A 23,265-nucleotide genomic window follows, 5' to 3' on the forward strand; every position below is an offset into this window, starting at 1 on the left:
CTCCAGTTCCTTCAGGGCACTCTGGTTCGGTTGGTTTTTCGGGGCACTCAGGGTCTTGAGATCAGGGCTCGGCCCGCCCCAGCAGCGCCCTGAGACGGGCGCCGATGAGGGAGAGCACGAGCCGGATGGGGTTGACGCCGCCGCTGGCGGCAGCGGGCGCCGGGGCGCCCTTGAGGTGGGCGTCGAGGTTGGCGGAGAAATCGGCGATCAGCCGGCCCGCCACCTCGCGCACCAGGCCGGGGCGGCTGAACTGGGCAAGCGGCCCCTTCAGCGTGTAGCCCACGGTGAGCGCCACCCGGCTGGTGCCGGGGGCGGCGCCCTCGGTGACCCGATAGCGGATCTCGCCCTGGGTGCTGGAGCGGCCATCGCCGCCGGCGCCGAGGATGACGCCGCTGCGGGTTTCCGCGTCGCGGCTGATGCGGGCGGTGCCGCGGAAGGTGGTGGCGATGGGGCCGAGCTTGAGGCGCATGCCGCCCTCCACCCGGTCCGGCGCCGGCATCGCCTCCACCACCGCGCCGGGCAGGCAGGCCGCCACCTCGCGGATGGCGCCGAACACCGCGAACACCTGGTCCGGCGGGAATGGCAGATCGAAGCTCTGGTCGAAGCTGTGGGCCGGGGTGAAGTCCTCCGCCAGCATGGTGGGCAGGGCCGCCGGGCGGGCGGCGTCCGCCGTGGCGAGCGGTGCCACAATGGTGTCAGTGCCGGCGTGCGCGCCCACCGGGCCCAGCGGCCGCTCGGCGGTGCGCGGGCCGATGCCACGGGCACGGCGATCGGCGATCACCGAAGCCACCGCCTTGACGATGCCCGCATAGCCCGTGCAGCGGCACAGGTTGCCGGCAAGGCCCATGCGGATGCGGTGCTCGTCCGGCTCTGGCAGGCGCAGCACCAGATCGCGCGACGACACCAGCATGCCGGGGGTGCAGAAGCCGCACTGCAGGGCATGCTCGCGATTGAAGGCGGCGCGCAGCTCGGCGGCGATGGCGTCGTCGTCGAGCCCCTCGATGGTGGTCACCGCGGCGCCGGAGCAGGCGCTGGCGAAAGTGAGGCAGGAGCGGGCCGGCTCCCCATCCACCAGCACCGTGCAGGCGCCGCACACGCCATGCTCGCAGCCGATGTGGGTGCCGGTGACGTCCAGCGTGTCGCGGACGAAATCCACGAGATTGGTGCGGGCCTCCACCTCGGCGGCGACGGGCCGGCCATTGAGGGTGAGGCGCACGGTCTCGGTGGGGTTCGGCGTCGTGACGGGCGCGTTCATGCGGCGCTCCGGGTTTCGGGAGAGAACAGGCCGGCGGCCTGGCGGACCGCCCGACGCAGCACTTCCACATGGATGTGGCGGTCGACCGCATCGGCGAGGCCGGCGGCGGCGAGGGCAGCGCCGGCGGCCTCGGCATCGAAACGGGCGGCGAAATCGCCATCGATGGCGCCGCCGAACAGGGCGCGGGCGTCGGCCAGCACCAAAGGCGGGGCGTCGATGGCGCCCATCAGGGCACGGGCGGTGCCGGCGGTGGGGTCCACCACGAGCGCGCCCACCGCATGGGCGAACTCGCCCACCTTGCGGCAGTGCTTGGCATAGCCGAAGCGGGCCGAGGCGGGCAGCTTCGGCACCCGCACCGCCACAACGAACTCACCCTCGCCAAGGGCCGTGCTGAGGGCGCCGGTGAGGAAGGCCGACAGAGCGAGGGTGCGCCGGCCGGCGGGACCTTCGATCTCCACCGCCGCATCGAGGGCGGACAGGGCGTTCACCCAGTCGGCGGCGGGGTCGGCGTGGGAGAGGCTGCCGCCCATGGTGCCGCGATTGCGCACCGCCCGATAGGCGATGCCGGCGGCCACCCGGCGCAGCACATGTTCGCCCACGTCGGGCACGCGGCCGTCTTCCACGTCGGCATGGGTGACGAGGGCGCCATAGACCACGTGGCCCGGCTCCTCGCGCACGCTCTTCAGCGCGGCGATGCCGGAAATGTCCACCACCACGTCGGGGGTGGCGAGGCGCAGGTTGAGCATGGGGCCGAGGGACTGGCCGCCGGCCATCACCTTGGCGCCATCGCCCAGCTGGCGCAGCTGCGCCACGGCGCCGGCGATGTCGTGGGGGCGGGCGATGCGGAACGGCGCGGGCTTCATGCCACCCTCCTCGTCGCGCGGGCGTCGAGCACCTTTTCGACGATGCGGCGCGGGGTGATGGGCGAGTGCAGCATTTCCACGCCCAGCGGCCGTAGCGCGTCATTGACGGCGTTGGCGATGGCGGCGGGCGGGGCGATGGCGCCGCCTTCGCCGATGCCCTTCACGCCGAAGCGGGTATAGGGCGAGGGGGTTTCCATATGGCCGATGAAGGGGGCGGGAACCTCCGGCGCGCCGGGCAGCAGATAGTCCGCCAGAGTGGAGGCGAGCGGCTGGCCGGAGCGGTCGAACGGCATCTCCTCATAAAGGGCGGTGCCGATGCCCTGGGCGAGGCCGCCGATGATCTGGCCATCCACCACCATGGGGTTCACCAGCACGCCGCCATCCTCGACGATGACGTAATCCAGCAGCTCCACGTCCCCCACCTCGGGGTCGACGGCCACCACCACCGCATGGGCGGCGTAGCTGAAGGTGCCGGTGTCGCGCACCGGCTTGTAGCCGGCGGTGACCTCCAGCCCGCCGCCGTCCACATTGGCGGGCAGGTCCTGCGGGCGGCGATACCAGGTGCGGGCGATCTCATCGATGCCGATGTCGCCGGAGGGGCCCACCACGCGGCCGTGCTCGAAACGCACGTCGCCGGGATCGGCCTGCAGCATGTGCGCGCCGATGCGGCGGATGCGCTCCGAAAGCTCGGTGCAGGCGGTGGCGACGGCGCCGCCGGCCATCACCATCACCCGCGAGCCCCAGCTGCCGGTGGAATAGGGGGTCATAGCGGTGTCGCCATAGACGAGGCGGGTGCGGGCCACCGGAATGCCCAGCACCTCATAGGCCACCTGGGCCAAAGTGGTTTCGAGACTCTGGCCGTGGGAGTGCACGCCCACCCGCAGCTCCAGGCCGCCGTCGGGAGTGAGGCGGGCGCCGGCCTGTTCGTGGCCGGGCACCATGGGAATGCCCCAGCCGGAATAGACCGAGGTGCCGTGGGCGCCCTGCTCGCAATAGATGGAGAGGCCGAAGCCGAGGCGCCGCCCGTCCGGCAGGCCGGCGGCCTTGCGGGCGCGCACCTTCTCCGGCTCGATGGCCTCGAGGGCGCGCTTCAGCGCCTCGGGATAATCGCCGCCGTCGAAATGCTTCTTGGTGATGTTGTCGAACGGCATCTGCTCGGGGCGCACCAGATTCTTCAGGCGCACCACCTCGGGCGGGAGGTTGAGCTCGGCGGCGAGGCAGTCGAGCGCCACTTCCAGGGCGAAGCACACGCCGGTGCGGGCCACGCCGCGATAGGGCAGGATCGGGCACTTGTTGGTGGCCACCGACCAGGTGCGGCAGCGATAGGCGGGAAAGTCGTAGGGGCCGGGCAGGATGCTCGCCACCTGCGCCGCTTCCAGGCAGGCGGAGAAGGGGTAGGCGGAATAGGCGCCGCTATCCACCGTCGCCTCGCAATCGACCCCGCGCAGGGTGCCGTCGCGATCGGCATAAAGGGTGATCTCGTAATGGTGCTCACGGCAATTGGCGTTGGCGGTGAGGTGCTCGCGCCGATCCTCCAGCCAGCGCACCGGCTGCCTGATCTTCCGGGCGAGCCAGCCGAGGCACACCTCTTCCGCCAGCAAAATGGCCTTGTAGCCGAAGCCGCCGCCCACGTCGGGGGAGATGATGCGGATCTGCCCCTCTTCCAGGCCCAGGCATTCGGAGAGGCCCGAGCGGACGATGTGCGGCATCTGGCTGGCGGTGTAGACCACCAATTGTTCCATGCGGTGGTCGAGATGCACCACCGTGCCGCGGCCCTCGATGGGGGCCATGCACTGGCGGGCGGTGGAGATGGTGCGGGAGATCTTCACCGGCGCGTCGAAGGCCGCCTCGATCCCCACATTCACCTGGGATTCCAGATAGATGTTGTCGCCCCAGTGCTCGTGCACCAGGGCCGCGCCGGGCTTGCGCGCTTCCAGCATGTCGTAAAGGGCGGGCAGTTCTTCCAGATCCAGCTCCACGCGGGCGGCGATGTCTTCCGCCTCGGCGCGGGTGGGGGCGACGCACATGGCGATGAGCTCGCCCACCTGCCGCACCTTCTCGAAGGCGAGCACCGGCTGTTCCGACACCTTGAAGCCGGGCAGGCCGGAGACGGCGCGGATGGGAGAGACGCCGTCGAGATCGGCAGCCAGAAACACCTTGTCGCGAATATCGGCGGGCACATGGATGCCGCGGATGCGGGCATGGGCCAGGGGGCTGCGTACGAACGCCACGTCCAGCATGCCGGGCAGGCGGATGTCGGCGATATACTGGCCCCGGCCGCGCATCAGCCGGTCGTCTTCCTTGCGGGGCAGGCGCGCGCCGACGCCCTCGCCCTGGATGCTGATTGCGCCGGTTTCAACTCCGCTCATGCCGCACCTCTCGCCATGAGGTCGCACACGGCGCGGGTCAACTGGCCCTGCGGCGCGCGCAGTTCGTCGAGGATGGAGAAATGGTCGGCGCCGAGGATGGGCAGCAGCGCGCCCGGCGCGCCGGCCGCCACCCGGCGCCCGGACAAGGCGCGGGAATCGTGCGCCAGCGCCGGCACCTCATGGGTGCCATAGGCGATGATCAGCGGCTTGTGCGAGGGCACGTGGCGCAGCGGCGAGCAGGTGGCGATCTCGGTGTCGGTGAGCTGCAGCGCCGCGTTCAGGAAGGTGTCGCGGATGGGGCCGAGCTCATAGACGCCGGAGATGGCGAGGCCCGCCGTCACCGCCGGATGATCGAGCTGCATCACCGCCAGCTGCGCGCCGGCCGACCAGCCGGAGATCACCAGCGGGCCGGCGATGCCGTGGGCCGGGCCGTCCTTGGCGAGGGTGTCGAGGGCAAGGCCGATCTCATCGACGATGGCGCCGATCCGCGCCTCGGGGGCCAGGGTGTAGCCGACGAGGGCCACCGACCAGCCCTGGGCGAGCAGGCCCTCGGCATAATGGGCGAAGGTCTCGCGGGTGTTGCGCTGCCAATAGCCGCCGTGGATGAACACGAGGCAGGGCGCCTGGGGATCGGCGCCGGGGTAGAGGTCGAGCTTCTGCCGCGCGCCGGGGCCATAGGGAACATCCAGGTGCTCCCCGTGGGCGGCGCGGAAGGCGGCCGCCGCGATGTCGCGGGCGGCCACCCACGCCGCGCTGTTCGGCACGGCGGCGTTGTTGTTGTAGGCGGCGTCCCGCTCGGTCTGGGACAGGGTGTCCCAGACCTCTTGCGGCGCCGTCTTCTCGCCCGGGGCGCTCACGCCGCCACCACGTCGGGCAGGATCGGCGCATCGGCATTGAAGCGCTCGCCCGCGCGGAGGCAGAAGGCGGGGGTGAGCAGCCGGTCGATCTCGACCGTGGTGTCCTCATTGTCCCGCAGCACGAAGGAGCCGCGGTTGTCGTCGAGCACCGAGACGTCGGCCACATAGCCCACCTTCAGGGCGCCGATGCGATCGGCAAGGCCCATCATGGCGGCGGGATTGGAGGTGACCATGGGCACCACCTTTTCCAGCGGAATGCCCAGCGCCATCATGGAGGTCATGGCCTGGGTGAGGCTGAAGCGGGCGTGACCCTTGAACGGATGGTTGTCGTCGTCGGGGTGCTCGGCCGGGGTGCCGGCGGGGGCGGGCACATAGGTGTTGTAGCCGTGCATGTCGGCGCCCAGGGTGGTGGGGATGACGCCGGCGGCCACCGCCTTCCTGGCGATGCGGTAGGAGAAGTGGCTGCCATGGCCCACGTCGATGGTCAGGCCCCGGTCGAGGGCGGCCTGGATCACGTCATGCACCTTGCCGTCGCGGTTCACGAAGCCGCCGGGGTTGCGGGTGAAGGGATGGGCGAGAATGTCGCCTTCCTTCAGCAGCGGGATGACGCGGTCGAGGATGGTGTCGGCGTCCTCGCCGTTGGTGCCGCTCTCGGGCAGGCCCCACAGGGCGCCGAAGTGCACATAGAGCGGGATCTCGGCGCGCCGGGCGATCTCGGCGGCCATCTCCATCACGGTGATGCCCCAGCGGGCGAAGCCGCCGATTTCCGCATGGCCCTTGATGCCGCGCACCAGGTCGCGGTTGGCGATGGCGGCGCGCACGGTGGCGTCCACGTCCACGCATTCGGGGCTATAGAGGTTCGGGTAGTAATGGCCTTCCAGGCCGCCCACCAGATAGGCGGACATGAAGGAATAGACGCGGGTCTTGGAGGGCTTCACCATGAATTCGCGGAAGCCGGGGAAGGTCATGCACGAGGCGCCGCCCTGGTCCACCACGCTGGTGACGCCCGAATGCACGCCCACCATGTCCGGGTTCAGGCCGAACCGGCCGGTGACATACTGGTAGCAGTGGCCATGGGTGTCGATCATGCCCGGCAGCACCAGCTTGCCAGAGACGTTGATCACCTCGGTGGCGGTGGCGGGCGAGATGTCCTTCTCGACAGCGGCGATATTGCCATCGCGCACCGCCACGTCATAGGTGCCGTCGAGGCCCGACGCGGGGCAGATCACGTGCCCACCCTTCAGGAGGATATCGTAGCCCAGGGGTTCAGCCATCTCGGTCTCCGTACAGACAATGCGCAGCTCCGATTGCGCTCAAAAAACGCGAAGCATGCTTCGTATCCCACTATGCAGCTTGCATGCCAAGATTTGATTTGGATCAATATAAGACTGCCGCCGGCCGTGTCGCGCAGAGGGGAGTGTTATGAAAAGTGAAGCAGTATCAGATGCTTGCTCGGTGACCGCCAAGGCGATGCGGGACGATGAGTGGCCCCTGTTCGACCGCCCGGGTTTCCTCGCGCGTCGCATGCATCAGATGCATGTCAGCCTATTTTCTGAGCTTTGCGCACCTTTTGGTGTGACGCCGGTGCAATACAGCCTCTTATCGGCCCTCAGCGACCGGGAGGAGGCCGACCAGACCACCTTGTCGCGCATCGTCGCGCTGGATCGCACCACCACCACCGGCGCCCTCAAGCGCCTGGAGGCACGGGGACTTGTGCAGCGGGGCACCTCGGCCACGGACCGCCGTTCGCAGAGCTGCCGGCTAACCGACGAGGGGCGCGCGACTCTTGCCGCCATGGAGGCGGCGGCCCGCCAGGCCCATGCCGCCACGGTGGCCGCCCTCACCCCGGTGGAGCAGAGACAACTCATTGATCTCATGAAAAAAATTGTAACGTCCCATGCCGACCGCGAGAGCGATTTCGATCTGCTCTAAATTTGCGCAGCGTGCTGCGTATTCATCGGGCAGCGACAGATCCGCGCAATCGCCAGTGGTGTCATCTCACCGGCGTTGCCCGTTGTGGGGCCCGATGCGGGCGCATGTGTGCACGGGGTGCGGATTGCCCGCGGCGGCGTCAGGGCGCCGGCAGGCGGGGCAGGCCGGTGTTAGAGGGGGATGCCGGCGCGCTCCAGCAGCGCCCGGGCCCGCGCCCGTTCGTCCTCGTCGATGACGAGGCGCTGGGCGAAATCGCGGCCGGTGGGGCGGGTGGCGTCGATGCCCATCTTGGTGACGGTGAAGCTCTGCGGGTCGGAGCTGGGATCGAGAATGGCGCCCTTGGCGCCGGGCACGAAGAAGATGTCCTGTTCGGCCCGCACCCGGGTGGCGATGGCCCAGAACACGTCGTTGAGGTCGAAGATGTCGACGTCGTCGTCCACCACGATCACGTGCTTGGTGTAGAGCTCGGTGCCCAGCGCCGCCATGACCGCCATCTGCGGCTCGCCCTCGGCGGTCTTGCGCATGGCGATGATGGCGGTGAAGGCGCCGCAGGTGGAATGCGGCACGTGCACGCCGGTGACGTTCGGCAGGTTGCGCTTCAGCGCGTTGAGGATCTCCCCCTCGCGGGTAATGCAGGACACCAGGATGTGGTCCTTGGCCATGCCGGAGACCACGGAATGGAATAGCGCATCGCGGCGCATGCGCAGCCGGTGGGCGACGAACACGTTCTGGGTGGAGCGGAACGAGGCGTAGCCGGTGAATTCGCCGAACGGGCCCTCCGGCTCATGGACGTCCGCCAGGATCTCGCCCTCGATGATGATCTCGGCCCCCGCCGGCACTTCAAGATCGGCGACGCCGCAGCGGGCGAGCTGATAGGGCGCGCCGAACAGGCCGCCGATGATCTCGAATTTGCGCACGTCTGGCGGATAGGCATAGACCATCGAGCCCATATAATGCAGCGGGTGCACGCCCAGGGTGATGGCCACCGGCAGGTTCTGGCCGCGGGCGGCGGCGCGACGATGAAACTCATACATGCGCCGGCGCGAATGCAGCGACACCCCCAGCCGGTTGCGCCCCTTCAGCATCAGCCGGTGAAAGCCGGTGGTGTCGACCCCGGTCTCCGGGTCGCGCGCGGTGAGCTGCCCGGCGGTGATGTAGGGGGCGGCGTCCACGCTGAACTGCAGGGGGATGGGCAGGCGCGTCAGGTCGAGGTCATCCCCTTCGATGACCACATCCTCCCAGGCGCCGCGCGGCACCACCGCGCAGGGCAGATAGGAGCGGCAGCGCTCCCGGAATGCCGTCGGCAGCGCCTCTTCGCTCACGTCGAGGCAGGCGGCGAGCAGGGCGCGATTGGCGGCGATGTTGGTGACCAGCGGCATGGGCCGCGCCGCCGGCGCCGCGCCGGCCGCCTGCGCCTGGCCGCTGAGATCGCCCAGCCCCCCCAGATCCTCGAACACCATCACCGGGCTGCGGCCCGCCCGCTCCAGCTCGAACACCGCGGCGGTGGAGGCGAAGCGCGGGTCGACCCGCTCGCGGATGCGCAGCAGCTCATCGGGGAAGCGGCGTTCCACCATGGTGAGAAAGCCGCGCAGGCTCTGGCTATCGAGGTCCGTCGTCTCGCTCACGGTGGGTCCTTTCAGGCGGGGTCGCTCAATCATCAGTTCACTGACGGTCTGGGCGCTCTTTATCGCGTCGGGCTCGCTGTTTGCGCGAGGTCGTCAGCGTGCTGAATATGTGGCGCCGGGTCAACGCCATTGTTTGCGCAGCGCTGCCTAAAGGTTCCGCAGCTCGGTGCGGCCCTCGTCATTGTTGGATTCCACCAGCCGGGTCAGCTTGCGGATGAAGTCGGCGCGCTCGGCGGCGGGCAGCGGCGCCACCAGCCGGGCGTGGGCGGCTTCCAGCGCGCTCTGCATCTCCTCCACCATGGCCTCGCCCTGGGGGGTGAGGAAGGCCCGGCGCACCCGGCGATCCTCATCGGTGGCCTCGCGGCGGACCAGGCCGCGCTTTTCCAGCCGGGCGAGGACGGTGGATGCGGTGGTGCGATCAATGCCGATGGTGACGCCCAGGGTCGCCTGGTCGATGCCCGGCTCCAGCAGCAGCACCTGCAGCACGCTGGACTGCACCGGCGTGGTGCCGAACCGCTCGCACTCTTGCAGGTAGATGGCCACATAGATCTGGTGCAGCCTGCGCAGCAGAAAGCCGGGTCGCTTGAACAGGCCTCTCGCCCGGGCCTTCGCACGCTCGCTCACCACCGCCGCCTTTCCCCGCGCGGCCAAGGATCTGCCGCCGCCGGCGATGGAACCATGTTCGCGGCGGCAAATCCAGGCGTGCGCTTCAGCCGACGGCGGCCTGCCCGTCGCGGCGCGGATCGCTGGCGGCGGTGTAGCCCTCCACCGCCGGATCGCCCATGCGCCAGATGAACTGGCCGGCGCCGAAATCCTGGTAGGGGTCGTCTTCCACATTGAGCTGGTGGCCGCGCTCCGCCAGCGCGGCGATGGTGGCGGCGGGCATGGACGATTCCATGTCGAGGGCGAGGCCGGCGTTGAAGCGCCAGCGGGGGGCGTCGCAGGCGGCCTGCGGGTTGAGCCCATAGTCCAGCATGCGCACCAGGGTCTGCACCTGGCCCTGGGGCTGCATGTTGGCCCCCACCACGCCGAAGCTCATCAGCGGCGCGCCATCCTGGGTAAGGAAGCCGGGGATGATGGTGTGGAACGGCCGCTTGCGCGGGGCGACGAGGTTCGGGCTCGCCGGATCGAGGCTGAAGCCATGGCCGCGGTTCTGCAGCGAGAGGCCCCATTCGGGCAGCACCACGCCGGAGCCGAAGCCGTTGAAATTGCTCTGGATGAAACTCACCATCATGCCCGAGGCGTCGGCGGTGGTGAGGTAGATGGTGCCGCCCTTCACCGGATTGCCGGGGGCGAAGGGCTGGGCCGTCTTCATGTCGATGAGGGCGGCCCGGCGGGCGAGATAGGCCTCGTCCAGCAGGGCCTCGGCGGTCACCTCCATGGCGCTGGGGTCGGCCACGTAGCGATAGACATCGGCGAAGGCGAGCTTGATGGCCTCGATCATCAGATGCTGTGCGTCGGGCCCGTCCATCTCATGGGCGGCGATGTCGAACCTCTTGAGGATGCCCAGCGCGATCAAAGCGGTGAGGCCCTGGCCGCTGGGCGGAATCTCGTTGAGGGTGTAGCCGCGATAGTCCTGGGTGATGGGGGTGACCCATTGGGGCGTATAGGCGGCCATGTCGGCGGCGGTGAGCGCGCCGCCCTCGGCCTTGGCGTGGCGCTCCAGCGCCTCGGCGATCTCACCGCGATAATAGGCCTCGCCCTTGGTTTCGGCGATGCGGCTGAGCGTGCGCGCCGCCGCCGGCATGGCGAAGTGCTCGCCCACCCGCGGCGCCCGGCCCCGGGGCAGGAAGGTCTCGGCGAAGCCGGGCTGGGCGGCGAGGTTCTCCGCCGCCACCCATTTGGTCTGGTTCACCGGGGTGACGAGGGAGCCGCGCGCGGCGATCTCGATGGCCGGTTCCATGAGATCGGCGAAGGGCAGCTTGCCGAACCGTTCGGAGAGGGCGACCCAGCCGCCCACCGCGCCGGGCACCGTCACCGCATCCCAGCCGCGCTGGGGCGGGCGCTTGGCGTCGGCGCCGTAGCGGGCGTGGAAATAGGCCGGCGTCCAGGCCGCCGGGGCGCGGCCGGAGGCGTTGAGGCCGTGCAGTTCCTTGCCGTCCCACAAAATGCAGAAGGCATCCGAGCCCAGCCCGTTGTTGTTGGGCTCCAGAATGGTCATGGCGGCGGCGGTGGCGATGGCTGCATCCACCGCATTGCCACCCTTCCACAGCATATTGAGGCCGGCCTGGCTGGCCAGGGGATGGGAGGTGGAGACCACGTTGTTGCCGAACACCGGCAGGCGGCGGGAGGGGTAGCCGGCGCTCCAGTCGAAGTCAGTCATGTCGAGGTTCCGGATCAGCGGGCGGGCCTCAGGCCCGGGGCGCGCAGGGGGATGGGGCGGTGAGGACGGTCAGCACGATCGCCACCACCTGGGCCCGTCGCCGGGCCAGCCAGGCGGGATCGCCGAAATCGCGGGAGAACAGCACGGAGAGGGTTTCGCGCTGGGAGACGTGGGTGATGCAGAGCGACAGGATGGTGACGTAGAGGTCCACCGCATCCATGTCGGTGTCCCTGTCCTTGGTGAACACGCCGGCGGCGCGGCCGCGGGCGAGAAGGTCGTCGATGGCCGCCACCAGCGGGTGCGCGCTCTCGTGGATCTGCGGCATCTGCCGGGCGAAAGAGGCTCCCGCCATGTTTTCGTTGCGGATGATGGCGACGAATTCTGGCGTATCGCGCAAATAGTCGAAAGTGAATTCCACCAGCCGGCGCAGGCCGTCCACCGGGCCGAGGGCGGTGAGGTCGAGCCCCTGTTCCAGGCTGCGCAGATGCCGGTAGGTGGCCTCCAGGACGGCCCGGTACAGCCCCTCCTTGTCGCCGAAATAGCGATAGATCATCTGCACGTTGGTGGCGGCACCGCGGGCGATCTGCTCCACTCGAGCCCCGGCGAACCCCTCGCGGGCGAAGGCGGCGCGGGCGGCCTCCAGAATGCGGGCGCGGGTGGCCGCTGCATCGCGCTTGCGGGGCGCGGGCCGCTCTGGGGCATCCTGAGGGGCGGCGATGGGTTTCAAACGTGTCTCCGCGCGCGTGGAGAGGCGGTGAGAGGCCGTCGCACGGGGGCCTGCCGGGTCGCTCTCAACGCCATTCTGTCGGCGTTTTCGCTTATATGCAAAATTTTACTTACATGCTATCCCCTGTGATGACCTTCAACGTTTCGCACCGTTCACAGCAAGGGGGCTTCGTGTCGTCCGGCGGTCCCGGGGCAGGCCAGGGCGTGCCGTCCGCAGATCTGCCGTCCGGCTCCGTCTCCAGACGGGCCGCAAGTCCCCGCCGTCTTCAAAGTCGCGTTGCTCCAGTCGAGGCCGTCATGTCCGCTCCGCACACTTCGTCTTCCTCCCCCACTGTTGATGATCTCGGCGCCTATGTGCCGGGTCCCCGCGTCCATGTGGCCGGCCGTCCCGGCGGTCCGCTGTCGGGCCTGCGCTTCGCGGTGAAGGATGTTCTGGACGTGAAGGGGGTGGTGACCGGCAATGGCCATCCAGAATGGGCGCGCACCCACGCGCCCGCCCTCAACCACGCCTGGGCAGTGGCGCGGCTTCTGGAGGCCGGAGCCGATGTGGAGGGCAAGACCATTTCCGATGAGCTGGCCTATTCGCTCACCGGCGAGAATTTTCACTATGGCACGCCGCTCAACAGCGCCGCGCCGGATCGGGTGCCCGGCGGCTCCTCCTCTGGCTCGGCGTCGGTGGTGGCGGCGGGCCGGGTGGATTTCGCCCTCGGCTCCGATTGCGGCGGCTCGGTGCGGGTGCCCTCCAGCTATTGCGGCCTCCTCGGCCTGCGCCCCACCCACGATCGCATTTCGCCCGATGGCATCGCCCCGTTCGCGCCGAGCTTCGATTGCGTGGGCTTCATGGCCCGCGATCCGCAGGTGTTCGTGAAGGTGGCGCGGGTGCTGCTGCAGGACAATGGTCCGGCGCCGCGCCCCACCCGGCTGGTGTTTCCGGCCGATGCCTTCGCCCTGCTCGGGGATGACGTGCGCGCCGCGCTGATGCCGGCTGTCGCCAAGGTGGAAGCGCGGGTGGGGCCGGCGCAGGAGACCGTGCTGGCGCAGGATGGCCTCGCCCGCTGGTCGGCGGCGTTCCGCGCGCTGCAGGCGGCGGAGATCTGGCAGAGCGTCGGCGCCTGGGTGGAAGCGGTGCAGCCCACCTTCGGGCCCGGGGTGGCCGATCGCTTCGCCGCGGCCGCCCGCCAGGACCCGGCCGAGGTGGAAGCGGCGCAGGTGATGCGCCAGGCGGTGGTGGAGCGCACCCGCGCGCTGCTGCCCCCCGGCACGGTGATGGTGCTGCCCTCCACCCCGCGGGTGGCGCCCCTGCGCGGCTCGGCGGCGGCGGATACGGAGGTGACCTATCGCCACCTCGCCATGAACCTCTTGTGCACCGCCGGCCTTGCCGGCCTGCCGCAGGTGTCCATGCCACTGGCCGAGGTGGATGGCGTGCCCATCGGCCTGTCTTTGGTGGGCCGGCGCGGCAGCGATCTGGAACTGGTGGAACTGGCCGCCGCTTTGTGCGCGCCCGAAGGCGCGTGAGCGCGGCGCCAGTGTCCATGGCTGATCTGGCCAGACCCGGCGCGCGCGTTGCGCCGCCGGGCGGGCTCGTCTGGCCCGGCCGTCTGATTCAGGCGGCGAGGGCGCTGTCGAGCACCTGGGTCAGGCGCGGATCATCCGGCGTCACGTCGGGGGAGAAGCGGGCGATGACGGTGCCGTCGCGCCCCACCACGAACTTCTCGAAATTCCACAGAACGTCGCTCGGCGCCGCATTCACCCCATGCTTGGCAAGGCGCGCACGCATGCCGTCAGCGCCCACCGCCTCCGGCTGGGCGGCCACCAGCGCGTCATAAAGCGGGTGGCGATCGGCGCCCTTCACCGAGATCTTGGCGAACATGGGGAAGGTGACGCCATAGGTGGTGGAGCAGAAGCTGGAGATCTCGGCCTCGGTACCCGGTTCCTGGGCGCCGAAATTGTTGGCGGGAAAGCCGAGAATCTCCAGCCCATCGCCGTGGCGCGCGGCATAAAGGGCCTGCAGCGCCTCATATTGCGGGGTGAGGCCGCATTTGGACGCGACATTCACCACCAGGCGCACGGTGCCGTGGAAATCACCGAGGGTGGCGGGCGTGCCGTCGATGCGGGTCACGGGGATCTGTTCCAGCGCGGGGGTGGCGGAAGGCTGAGACATTTGGGGCATCCTTGCTCGGGTCCGGTCTTTGGCCGCGAGCCTAGATCAATCGCCCCATCACGCAACCGCGGAAAGCGTGCTGTCCCGCCGCACGCCCTCGCGGCCAGCCCGATCTACGTTCAGCTGGTGGAAACGCTCCCTCTCCCGCTTGCGCGACGGGTGACGGCGCCCGCCCTTCGCGCGCGGCCATGCTGCCGAAGGGTCGTTTCATGGACGCGGTCCGGCGCCGCGCTCCAGGGCGGCCAGCCGCAGATAGAGGGTGGAGCGGGCGATGCCGAGGGCCTTGGCGGCCTTGGAGAGGTTGCCGCCCGCCGCTTCCACTGCCGCCAGGATGGCGGAGCGCTCCAGCGACTTGAGGTCGCCGCCGCCGTCCGCCACCGGGGCGGCGCCCGCGCGGATGTCGGCGGGCAGGTCCTCCACAGTGATGGCCGCGCCGGGGGGCATGAGGGCCACCAGCATGTCGGCCACGTTGCGCAGCTCGCGCACATTGCCCGGCCAGGCGTGGGCCTTCAGGGCATCCAAGGCGGCGGGGGTGAAGCGCGGGGTGGCGCGGCCGGCCTGCACGGCGGCGGCGCGGGCGTAATGCTCCATCAGCAGCAGGATGTCGTCGCCCCGCTCCCGCAACGGCGGAATGGCGAGGCGCAGGGCGGCGATGCGGTAATAGAGATCGCGCCGGAACCGCCCTGCGGCCACTTCGGCGGACAGATCGCGGTTGGTCATGGACACGAGGCGCAGGTTCACCCGCCGTGCCCCGTGGCCGCCGACCCGATAGACCACCCCGTCTTCCAGCACCCGTAGCAGATAGGATTGCAGCTCCAGCGGCATCTCGCCGATCTCGTCGAGGCAGAGCACGCCGCCATCGGCCGCCTCCACCTTGCCGGCGCGCCCGCCGGCATCGGCGCCGGTGAAGGCACCCTTCTCATAGCCGAACAATTCGGAGGCGATGAGATCGCGCGGCAGGCCGCCGCAATTGACCGGCACGAACGGCCCGGCGGGCTCGCGTCCGCCGTGGATGGCGCGGGCGAACACCTCCTTGCCGACCCCGGTCTCCCCCTCCAGCAGCACCGGAACGCCGCTTTCGGACATGCGCCGGGCCTGATCGCGCGCCGCCCGCAGGGCCGGGCTTTCGCCGATGATGGCTTCGAAGCTGAGCGGCGCCTCGCCGCCAAGCGCCGGCCCCTGGCCGCCGCCACGGGCGCGGCGCGGTGCATGCAGCACCAGCACGCCGCCGATCTCCTCGCCGTCCTCCTTCACCACCTCCAGGCTGGCGCCGGGCAGAAGCTCGGCGATCTTGTGAGCCCAGGCCTCCGGCTCGGTCTCCCGCACCGGCATCAGCCGGCCGTCGGCCAGCACTGCATCATTGCGGCGCACCAGCTCCTTCAGGGCCCGGTCGGTGGAGAAGATGAGGGCGCCGGAGCGGCTGAAGGCGATGATCTCCTCGCTCAGCCACAGCGCGCGCTTGCCCAGGAAATGGCGCAGCACCCGGTCGTGCTCGCCGGCGATGCGGCGGCCGAGGATGGCCTCGATCTGGTGGGCGAGGGCCACCGCATGGGCCAGATTCTGCGGGTTGAAGGTGTCGGTGAAGCCGGAGATGTCGACCGCGCCCAGCACCGTGCCTTCCGTGGGGTGCAGCACCGGCGCTGCGGCGCAGGTCCAGCGCTGCACGGCGGCGCAGAAATGCTCGTCCGCATGGATCTGCACCGGGCGGCGGCCGGCGAGCGCCGTGCCGATGGCATTGGTGCCGATTTCCGCCTCGCGCCAGATGCCGCCGCGCTGCAGCTTCACCTCGTGGCCCGTATCCACCGCCCGGGCGTCCCCCTCGGTCTCCAAGATGGTGCCGGCGGGATCGGCCAGCACCAGCATGGAATGGGCATCGGCGAGCAGGGCGCGCGCCTCCTCCATGGCTGGGCGGGCGGCGTGGATGAGGCGCAGGTTCTGCTGGCGGCGGCAATGCAGCTCCGCCTCGCTCACCAGCGGCGCTTCGGCGCGGGCGGCGGTGATGCGGTGGGCGCGGGAGCGCTGCCAGGAGGCCACCACCGCCGGCCGCACGAACGGCGGGGCAATGCCATCCTGGTGGAAGGCTTCCCAGGCGCGCTTGATGTCGGCGCCGGCGACGAGGCGTGTGGCCGTCGCCGCAGGGCTGCCCACAGCCATGTTGTCCATAGCCATCTCGACACGTGTCACCGGCAATGTCCTCCCGGCCGGCGGCGCGTTGTCCCGGGCGCGTCGCCTCAAGGCCGTTGGCCATCGTGGGGGCAGCTGGTGTGCTGGCGTGGCGCCGCCCGAACGATGGCGGTTTCTCCCTTCACTGTCGCATTCTGTCCGCGTGCTGCGGCGATCGACTTGCCATGAAGGATAGGCCCATGGACCCACTGAGCACAAGTGCAGCCGCAGGGGCCGGCAAGAGTTGGTGTCCGGTGCGCGGTGTTCGGACGACACTTGTCCGAAACTCGGACAGTCGTCACCGGGAATGATTGCTGACCTGTCGAATTAACAGCTTGAAATGACGGGATTTCGATCAGAATTACAGAAGTGGCACGATCCTCGCGACCTTTTCTTGCGGAACCGGACCCAGCTTGAGGCCGGCCTGACAAAGGGAGGATCAACACGTGAACGTGCCCGTGGGAACCCTGCGTAACGTCCAGGTGCTCGGCATCGATGCCGGCGGCACCATGACGGACACCTTCTTCGTGGATGCCGAGGGCGACTTCGTCGTCGGCAAGGCGCAATCGACGCCGCAGAACGAATCCATCGGCCTCATCGCCTCCTCCGAGGACGGGCTCGCCAATTGGGGCATGTCGCTCCACGACGCCCTCGGCCAGTTGCAGACCGGCGTCTATTCCGGCACCGCCATGCTCAACCGCGTGGTGCAGCGCAAGGGGCTGAAGTGCGGCCTCATCGTCAACCAGGGCATGGAGGATTTCCACCGCATGGGCCGCGCGGTGCAGAGCCACCTCGGCTATGCCTATGAGGACCGCATCCACCTCAACACCCACCGCTACGATCCCCCGCTGGTGCCGCGCCAGCTCACCCGCGGCGTCACCGAGCGCACCGACATGATGGGCACGCAGGTGATCCCGCTGCGCGAGGACACCGCCCGCACCGCCGCCCGCGAGCTGATCGCCGCCGATGTGGAAGGCATCGTCATCTCGCTGCTCCATTCCTACAAGAACCCCACCCATGAACGCCGGGTGCGCGACATCGTGCTGGAGGAAGTGGCGAAGAGCGGCAAGTCCATCCCGGTGTTCGCTTCGGCCGATTACTATCCGGTGCGCAAGGAGACCCACCGCACCAACACCACCATTCTGGAAGGCTATGCGGCCGAGCCCTCGCGGCAGACGCTGAACAAGATCTCCACCGCCTTCAAGGAGCGCGGCACCAAGTTCGACTTCCGCGTGATGGCGACCCATGGCGGCACCATCTCCTGGAAGGCGAAGGAGCTGGCGCGCACCATCGTGTCCGGCCCCATCGGCGGGGTGATCGGCGCGAAATATCTGGGCGAGGTGCTGGGCTACAAAAACATCGCCTGCTCGGACATCGGCGGCACCTCGTTCGACGTGGCCCTCATCACCCAGGGCGAGATGACCATCAAGAACGACCCGGACATGGCCCGTCTGGTGCTCTCCTTGCCGCTGGTGGCGATGGATTCCGTGGGTGCGGGCGCCGGCTCCTTCATCCGGCTCGATCCCTACACCAAGGCCATCAAGCTCGGCCCGGACAGTGCCGGCTACCGGGTGGGGGTGTGCTGGAAGGATAGCGGCATCGAGACGGTGTCGGTGTCCGACTGCCACGTGGTGCTCGGCTATCTCAACCCCGACAACTTCCTGGGCGGGGCCATCAAGCTCGATCGCCAGCGGGCGGTGGATGCCATCAAGACGCAGATCGCCGATCCGCTGGGCCTGACGGTGGAAGATGCCGCCGCCGGCGTCATCGAGCTGCTCGACAGTGACCTGCGCGATTACTTGCGCTCGATGATCTCCGGCAAGGGCTATTCGCCGGCGAGCTTCGTCTGCTTCTCCTATGGCGGCGCCGGCCCGGTGCACACTTATGGCTATACGGAGGGCCTCGGCTTCGAGGATGTGATCGTGCCGGCCTGGGCGGCGGGCTTCTCCGCCTTCGGCTGCGCGGCGGCGGACTTCGAATATCGCTACGATAAGTCCCTCGACATCAACATGCCCACCGATGCGCCCGAGGCGGACAAGGTGAAGGCGGCCGAAACGCTTCAGGCGGCGTGGGAAGAATTGACCCACAACGTGCTGGAAGAGTTCAAGCTCAACGGCTATGCGCCCGAGCAGGTGACCCTTCAGCCCGGCTACCGCATGCAGTATCGCGGCCAGCTCAACGATCTGGAGATCGAGAGCCCGCTGAAGCAGGCCGGCTCGGCGAGCGACTGGGACCAATTGACGGACGCCTTCAACGCCACCTATGGCCGGGTCTATGCGGCGTCCGCCCGCTCGCCGGAGCTCGGCTATTCGGTCACCGGCGCCATCATGCGTGGCATGGTGCCGATCCCCAAGCCGAAAATTCCGAAGGAGCCGGAGGAAGGCGAGACCCCGCCGGAGAACGCCAAGATCGGCACCCGCAAGTTCTATCGCAAGAAGAAGTGGGTGGATGCGCAGCTCTACAAGATGGAGAGCCTGCGCCCCGGCAACCGGGTGACGGGTCCCGCCATCATCGAATCCGACGCCACCACCTTTGTGGTGCCCGACGGCTTCGAAACCTGGCTCGACGGCCACCGCCTGTTCCACCTGAAGGAGGTGTGAGGCGCGGCGGGTTTCCGCCTCGCCGTCGATGGTGCCGCGCCCGCCCCCTCTCCCGCTTGCGGGGGAGGGCCGGGGAGGGGGCCGCGCCGCCAGGGCCGGGCACTCCCCGCCGGATGGAGTTCCCGGAAAAGGCCGCCCTTTCCCCCTCCCAACCCTCCCCCGCACCCGGGAGAGGGCTTTTGCGAGGAGGCCGGAGGCTCCGGAGACGTAAAGGCCAGGGACAAAGACATCAGGACTGCAAAACCTAAAGAATTGAAGAGGAAACGCACCCATGAACGTCAATGTGAAGCAGACCAGCCTGCAGAGCGCCACCCGCGGCCTCGTGCGCGGGGGCGAGACGCTGAAGGAGCACCGCGATCGCCTCATGGCGGCCACCAAGTCCACCGGTCGCTATGCCGGTTTGACGAAGCTGGATCTGCGGGAAGCCGAGCCCATTCTCTACAACAAGCTGTTCTCACGCCTGCGCGCCGGCGTGGTGGATGCGCGCGAGACGGCGAAGAAAATCGCCGCTTCCCCCATCGTGGAGCAGGAGGGCGAACTGTGCTTCACCCTCTATAACGCGGCGGGCGACAGCATTCTGACCTCAACGGGCATCATCATCCATGTGGGAACCATGGGTGCAGCCATCAAATACATGATCGAGAATAATTGGGAGGCCAATCCCGGCATCGCCGACAAGGATATTTTCTGCAACAACGACAGCCTCATCGGCAACGTCCACCCGTGCGACATCCACACCATCGTGCCCATCTTCTGGGAAGGGGAACTGATCGGCTGGGTGGGCGGCGTCACCCACGTCATCGACACCGGCTCGGTGGGCCCGGGCTCCATGTCCACCGGCCAGGTGCAGCGCTTCGGCGATGGCTATTCCATCACCTGCCGCAAGATCGGCGCCAATGACGAACTGTTCCGCGACTGGCTGCACGAGAGCCAGCGCATGGTGCGCACCACCCGCTATTGGATGCTGGACGAGCGCACCCGCGTCGCTGGCTGCCACATGATCCGCAAACTGGTGGAAGAGGTGATCGCCGAAGAAGGCATCGAGGCCTATTGGAAGTTCGCCTATGAGGCGGTGGAGCATGGCCGCCTGGGCCTGCAGGCTCGCATCAAGGCCATGACCATTCCCGGCACTTATCGCCAGGTGGGCTTCGTCGACGTGCCCTACAATCATGACGATGTGCGGGTGCCCTCGGACTTCGCCAAGATCGACACCATCATGCACGCGCCGTGCGAGATGACCATTCGCAAGGATGGCACCTGGCGGCTCGATTTCGAGGGCGCGAGCCGCTGGGGCTGGCACACCTACAATGCCCATCAGGTGAGCTTCACCTCGGGCATCTGGGTGATGATGACCCAGACCCTCATTCCCTCCGAAATGATCAATGACGGCGCCGCCTATGGCACCGAGTTCCGCCTGCCCAAGGGCACCTGGATGAACCCGGACGACCGGCGCGTCGCTTTCTCCTATTCCTGGCACTTCCTGGTTTCGGCCTGGACGGCCCTGTGGCGCGGCCTGTCGCGCTCCTATTTCGGCCGTGGATATTTGGAAGAGGTGAACGCCGGCAACGCCAATACGTCGAACTGGCTGCAGGGCGGCGGCTTCAATCAGTATGACGAGATCCATGCCGTGAACTCGTTCGAGTGCGCCGCCAACGGCACCGGCGCCACCGCCGTGCAGGACGGCCTTTCCCACGCCGCCGCCATCTGGAACCCGGAAGGCGACATGGGCGATATGGAGATCTGGGAGCTGGCCGAGCCGCTCATCTATCTCGGCCGGCAGATCAAGGCCTCGTCCGGCGGCTCCGGCAAGTATCGCGGCGGCTGCGGCTTCGAAAGCCTGCGTCTGGTCTGGAATGCCAAGGACTGGACCATGTTCTTCATGGGCAACGGCCACATCTCCTCCGATTGGGGGCTGATGGGCGGTTATCCGGCCGCTTCCGGCTATCGCTTCGCCGCCCATGATACGGGGCTCAAGGAGCTGATCGCCTCCGGCGCGCCGATCCCGCTGGGCGGCGATGTCGATCCGGAAAACCCCACCTGGGACGCCATGCTGCCCAAGGCCCGCATCAAGCGCGACAAGCAGGCCATCACCACCGAGGAGATGTTCTCCGACTACGACCTCTATCTCAACACCATGCGCGGTGGCCCGGGCTTTGGCGATCCTCTGGACCGCGAGCCGGCCAGGGTCGCCGAGGATCTCAACGGCGGTTACATCCTGGAGCGTTTCGCCGGCGATGTGTATGGCGTGGTGGTGAAGAAGGGGGCCGATGGCCTCTATGTGGCGGACCTGCCGGCCACCGAGGCGGCCCGGGCGCAGATGCGCAAGGCCCGCATCGCCAAGTCGGTGCCCACCACCGAATGGATGAAGGGCGAGCGCGAGAAGATCCTCGCCAAGGACGCCTCCACCCAGGTGCGGCAGATGTTTGCCGCCTCCTTCAAGCTGGGGCCGAAGTTCGAGCGTGATTTCCGCAGCTTCTGGAACCTGCCCGAGAGCTGGATCCTGACGGAAGAGGAAATCGGCGTGCCGACCTATGGCTCGCGCTACTCCATGGACCTGTCCGAACTGCCGGACGTCCACACCGTCCAGCTCGTGGAGGAGTGAGCCCGGCCGGGGGCAGCCCGCTCCCTTAAAGCCCTCTCCCGCCTGCGGGGGAGGGTTGGGAGGGGGCGGCCGCCCTCACCCCTTGCCCAACGCACCCCCTCTCCCGCCAGGGGAGAGGGGAGAAACCGAAGCGCCCACCGCACTGGCGGCAGGGGCACAAACAAACCCAATCAGGAGGACACCCCATGGCCTACACCCGCTCGAAGATCGAGGATCTGGTCGAAGGCAAGATCGACGCCGATACCCTGCATCAGATGCTCTCCACTCCGAAAGATCCGGAGCGGTTCGAGACCTATGTGGAGATTTTGCAGGAGCGCGTGCCGTGGGATGACAAGATCATCTTGCCGCTGGGTCCCAAGCTCTATATCGTGCAGCAGAAGGTCTCCAAGACATGGACCGTGCGCTGCGAATGCGGTCACGATTTCTGCGGTTGGCAGGACAATTGGAAGCTGCACGCCCGCGTTCACGTGCGCGATACCCCCGAGAAGATGGAGGAAATCTATCCGCGCCTGATGGCGCCCACGCCGACCTGGCAGGTGATCCGCGAATACTTCTGCGGGGAATGCGGCACCCTTCACGATGTGGAGGCGCCCACCCCCTGGTATCCGGTGATCCGCGACTTCGAGCCCGATATCGACGCCTTCTATTCGGAATGGCTCGGGCTGAAGGTGCCGGAGCGGGCGGACGGCTGAGCGGGGGGGCTCGGCGACTGGTCCGCTGAAGGGCGCCCCAGGGGCGCGGTCACTGGCCCCGGCGGAGAACCCGCCGCCGGGGTCTTTTCACGCCAAGGCGTCGCGCCCGGCGCCAGCACCGCGGCCTGTTCCACCTCGGCCAGCGGCCGATCGGTGGCGATCATGCGGTGCTCATAGAGATAGCCGGGCAGGTAGCCGGACAACAGGATGCGCCAGTCGAACGGCATGCCCGGTTCCACCAGCCGCGCCAGCTGGAACACCACCGTGGTGCAATTGGTGGTGAGGGTCTGGTAGAAGCGCGGGCGGGCGGCCAGATCATTGCCCTTGTGGGCGAAGATGAGGAAGGCCGCGCGCATCTGCGCCGGCGTCAGCTTCAGCGCATAGCGCGAGACCCGCTCGCCCCGCGCATCGGTGCGCAGGTGGATGATGTCGGCCGGGTCGGCGGCCACCAGCACCAGCTCGAAATCCTTGAAGAAGCCGCCGATTTCCGAGAATGTCTCGCCCTTCTCCCGGCGGATCTCGGCCGAGAACACCACATATTGCCCATCGGAAAAGCCGAAACCCACCAGGGTATGGGCAATGGCGGGGCTGGCCCACACCGAGCTGTAGACATCCACCCGGTCGAGCCGGTCGAGATCGAAGGTGCGGGTTTCCCAGCGTTCCGTCGCCGCATCTTCCGTGTGCCAGTCGAACACCCGCACATGCGCGAGGGTCACGCGGCTGCCGTGGAAGGTGGCGGTGACGCCCTGGGCCACATCCGGCGCCCAGTCGCGGTCGTCGCGCGGCAGGATGGTGGACCACCACAAGGCGACGATGGCCACGAGTGCCGCCAGCACCAGGCTCGCCCGCTCCGGCCGCCGGGGGGCGAGAAAGAGGATCGCGGCGGCCACCCCCAGCACCGCCGCGGTCGCCGGCCAGCGCCAGAAGGGGCCGGCTTGAAAGGCGAGGGCGGTGGCCGTCCAGCCGGCAAGCCCCAGGGTGCCGAGCATCAGCGCCAGCGCCCACAGGCGCCGCAGGAGCCGGCCGTTTCGGGCCTGTGCAGGGGCGGGGGAGGAAGATCGATCCATGGCGCCCCTCTAGCATGTTCGGGCCCGCGC

The 23,265-nt window shown here is 68.6% G+C and carries 17 protein-coding genes; 5 read left to right on the forward strand and 12 right to left on the reverse strand.

Annotation, left to right across the window (positions count from 1 at the left end):
- Positions 1 to 61: 61 nt before the first annotated feature.
- From ACU4E7_RS12465 to ACU4E7_RS12485, 5 genes are read right to left on the reverse strand one after another with little or no spacing between them, the layout of a single operon-like run.
- Positions 62 to 1,255, reverse strand: a complete 1,194-nt coding sequence (locus ACU4E7_RS12465) for a xanthine dehydrogenase family Fe-S subunit (RefSeq protein ID WP_447019035.1) — start codon at positions 1,253 to 1,255, stop codon at positions 62 to 64.
- On the reverse strand, positions 1,252 to 2,118 hold the full coding sequence (locus ACU4E7_RS12470; protein WP_447019036.1) for an FAD binding domain-containing protein: 867 nt from the start codon (positions 2,116 to 2,118) through the stop codon (positions 1,252 to 1,254). The genes ACU4E7_RS12465 and ACU4E7_RS12470 overlap by 4 nt, the downstream gene beginning before the upstream one ends.
- Positions 2,115 to 4,487 carry a xanthine dehydrogenase family protein molybdopterin-binding subunit gene (locus ACU4E7_RS12475; protein WP_447019037.1) on the reverse strand — a complete coding sequence of 791 codons (2,373 nt, stop codon included), beginning with the start codon at positions 4,485 to 4,487 and terminating at the stop codon, positions 2,115 to 2,117. Before ACU4E7_RS12475 ends, ACU4E7_RS12470 begins: the two co-directional genes overlap by 4 nt.
- A complete protein-coding gene (locus ACU4E7_RS12480; protein ID WP_447019038.1) occupies positions 4,484 to 5,344 on the reverse strand; it encodes an alpha/beta hydrolase in 861 nt (286 codons plus the stop codon). The genes ACU4E7_RS12475 and ACU4E7_RS12480 overlap by 4 nt, the downstream gene beginning before the upstream one ends.
- Positions 5,341 to 6,618 carry an amidohydrolase/deacetylase family metallohydrolase gene (locus tag ACU4E7_RS12485; protein WP_447019039.1) on the reverse strand — a complete coding sequence of 426 codons (1,278 nt, stop codon included), beginning with the start codon at positions 6,616 to 6,618 and terminating at the stop codon, positions 5,341 to 5,343. Before ACU4E7_RS12485 ends, ACU4E7_RS12480 begins: the two co-directional genes overlap by 4 nt.
- Before the next feature lie 259 nt (positions 6,619 to 6,877).
- Here ACU4E7_RS12485 and ACU4E7_RS12490 point away from each other — a divergent pair, with 259 nt between their 5' ends.
- The gene (locus ACU4E7_RS12490) at positions 6,878 to 7,276 is read left to right on the forward strand and encodes a MarR family winged helix-turn-helix transcriptional regulator (protein ID WP_447021625.1); all 399 of its coding nucleotides are present in this window, start codon (positions 6,878 to 6,880) and stop codon (positions 7,274 to 7,276) included.
- A gap of 170 nt (positions 7,277 to 7,446) precedes the next feature.
- Here ACU4E7_RS12490 and ACU4E7_RS12495 read toward each other — a convergent pair whose 3' ends face one another.
- The 4 genes from ACU4E7_RS12495 to ACU4E7_RS12510 form a co-directional block, all read right to left on the reverse strand.
- Positions 7,447 to 8,901 (reverse strand): UbiD family decarboxylase, encoded by a 1,455-nt coding sequence (locus ACU4E7_RS12495; RefSeq protein ID WP_447019040.1) that lies wholly within the window; start codon positions 8,899 to 8,901, stop codon positions 7,447 to 7,449.
- A 147-nt stretch (positions 8,902 to 9,048) separates the two neighbouring features.
- Positions 9,049 to 9,525 carry a MarR family winged helix-turn-helix transcriptional regulator gene (locus tag ACU4E7_RS12500; protein ID WP_447019041.1) on the reverse strand — a complete coding sequence of 159 codons (477 nt, stop codon included), beginning with the start codon at positions 9,523 to 9,525 and terminating at the stop codon, positions 9,049 to 9,051.
- 85 nt (positions 9,526 to 9,610) lie between these two features.
- Positions 9,611 to 11,224: a gamma-glutamyltransferase family protein gene (locus ACU4E7_RS12505; protein ID WP_447019042.1), complete on the reverse strand. Its 1,614-nt coding sequence runs from the start codon at positions 11,222 to 11,224 to the stop codon at positions 9,611 to 9,613.
- A gap of 28 nt (positions 11,225 to 11,252) precedes the next feature.
- Positions 11,253 to 11,951, reverse strand: coding sequence for a TetR family transcriptional regulator (locus tag ACU4E7_RS12510; RefSeq protein WP_447019043.1), 699 nt, complete (start codon positions 11,949 to 11,951; stop codon positions 11,253 to 11,255).
- A gap of 296 nt (positions 11,952 to 12,247) precedes the next feature.
- Here ACU4E7_RS12510 and ACU4E7_RS12515 point away from each other — a divergent pair, with 296 nt between their 5' ends.
- A complete protein-coding gene (locus tag ACU4E7_RS12515) occupies positions 12,248 to 13,465 on the forward strand; it encodes an amidase (protein ID WP_447019044.1) in 1,218 nt (405 codons plus the stop codon).
- Between the two features lie 88 nt (positions 13,466 to 13,553).
- Here the strand turns inward: ACU4E7_RS12515 and ACU4E7_RS12520 are convergent, their stop codons facing one another.
- Complete coding sequence (locus ACU4E7_RS12520) at positions 13,554 to 14,111, reverse strand: glutathione peroxidase (RefSeq protein WP_238120039.1); 558 nt, start codon at positions 14,109 to 14,111, stop codon at positions 13,554 to 13,556.
- 207 nt (positions 14,112 to 14,318) lie between these two features.
- Entirely contained in the window at positions 14,319 to 16,274 is a 1,956-nt protein-coding gene (locus tag ACU4E7_RS12525; RefSeq protein WP_447019045.1) for a sigma-54-dependent Fis family transcriptional regulator, read from the reverse strand.
- Between the two features lie 446 nt (positions 16,275 to 16,720).
- Here ACU4E7_RS12525 and ACU4E7_RS12530 point away from each other — a divergent pair, with 446 nt between their 5' ends.
- From ACU4E7_RS12530 to ACU4E7_RS12540, 3 genes are all read left to right on the forward strand, one after another.
- Positions 16,721 to 18,874: a hydantoinase/oxoprolinase family protein gene (locus ACU4E7_RS12530; RefSeq protein ID WP_447019046.1), complete on the forward strand. Its 2,154-nt coding sequence runs from the start codon at positions 16,721 to 16,723 to the stop codon at positions 18,872 to 18,874.
- A 271-nt stretch (positions 18,875 to 19,145) separates the two neighbouring features.
- Entirely contained in the window at positions 19,146 to 21,476 is a 2,331-nt protein-coding gene (locus tag ACU4E7_RS12535; protein ID WP_447019047.1) for a hydantoinase B/oxoprolinase family protein, read from the forward strand.
- A 185-nt stretch (positions 21,477 to 21,661) separates the two neighbouring features.
- Positions 21,662 to 22,168 (forward strand): acetone carboxylase subunit gamma, encoded by a 507-nt coding sequence (locus ACU4E7_RS12540; RefSeq protein ID WP_447019048.1) that lies wholly within the window; start codon positions 21,662 to 21,664, stop codon positions 22,166 to 22,168.
- On the opposite strand, the gene ACU4E7_RS12545 is transcribed toward ACU4E7_RS12540, so the two are convergent.
- Positions 22,120 to 23,235 carry an Lnb N-terminal periplasmic domain-containing protein gene (locus ACU4E7_RS12545; protein WP_447019049.1) on the reverse strand — a complete coding sequence of 372 codons (1,116 nt, stop codon included), beginning with the start codon at positions 23,233 to 23,235 and terminating at the stop codon, positions 22,120 to 22,122. The two genes, ACU4E7_RS12540 and ACU4E7_RS12545, sit on opposite strands and share 49 nt — an antisense overlap.
- Between the last annotated feature and the right edge of the window lie 30 nt (positions 23,236 to 23,265).

The sequence above is a fragment of the Xanthobacter sp. ZOL 2024 genome, assembly GCF_052932325.1.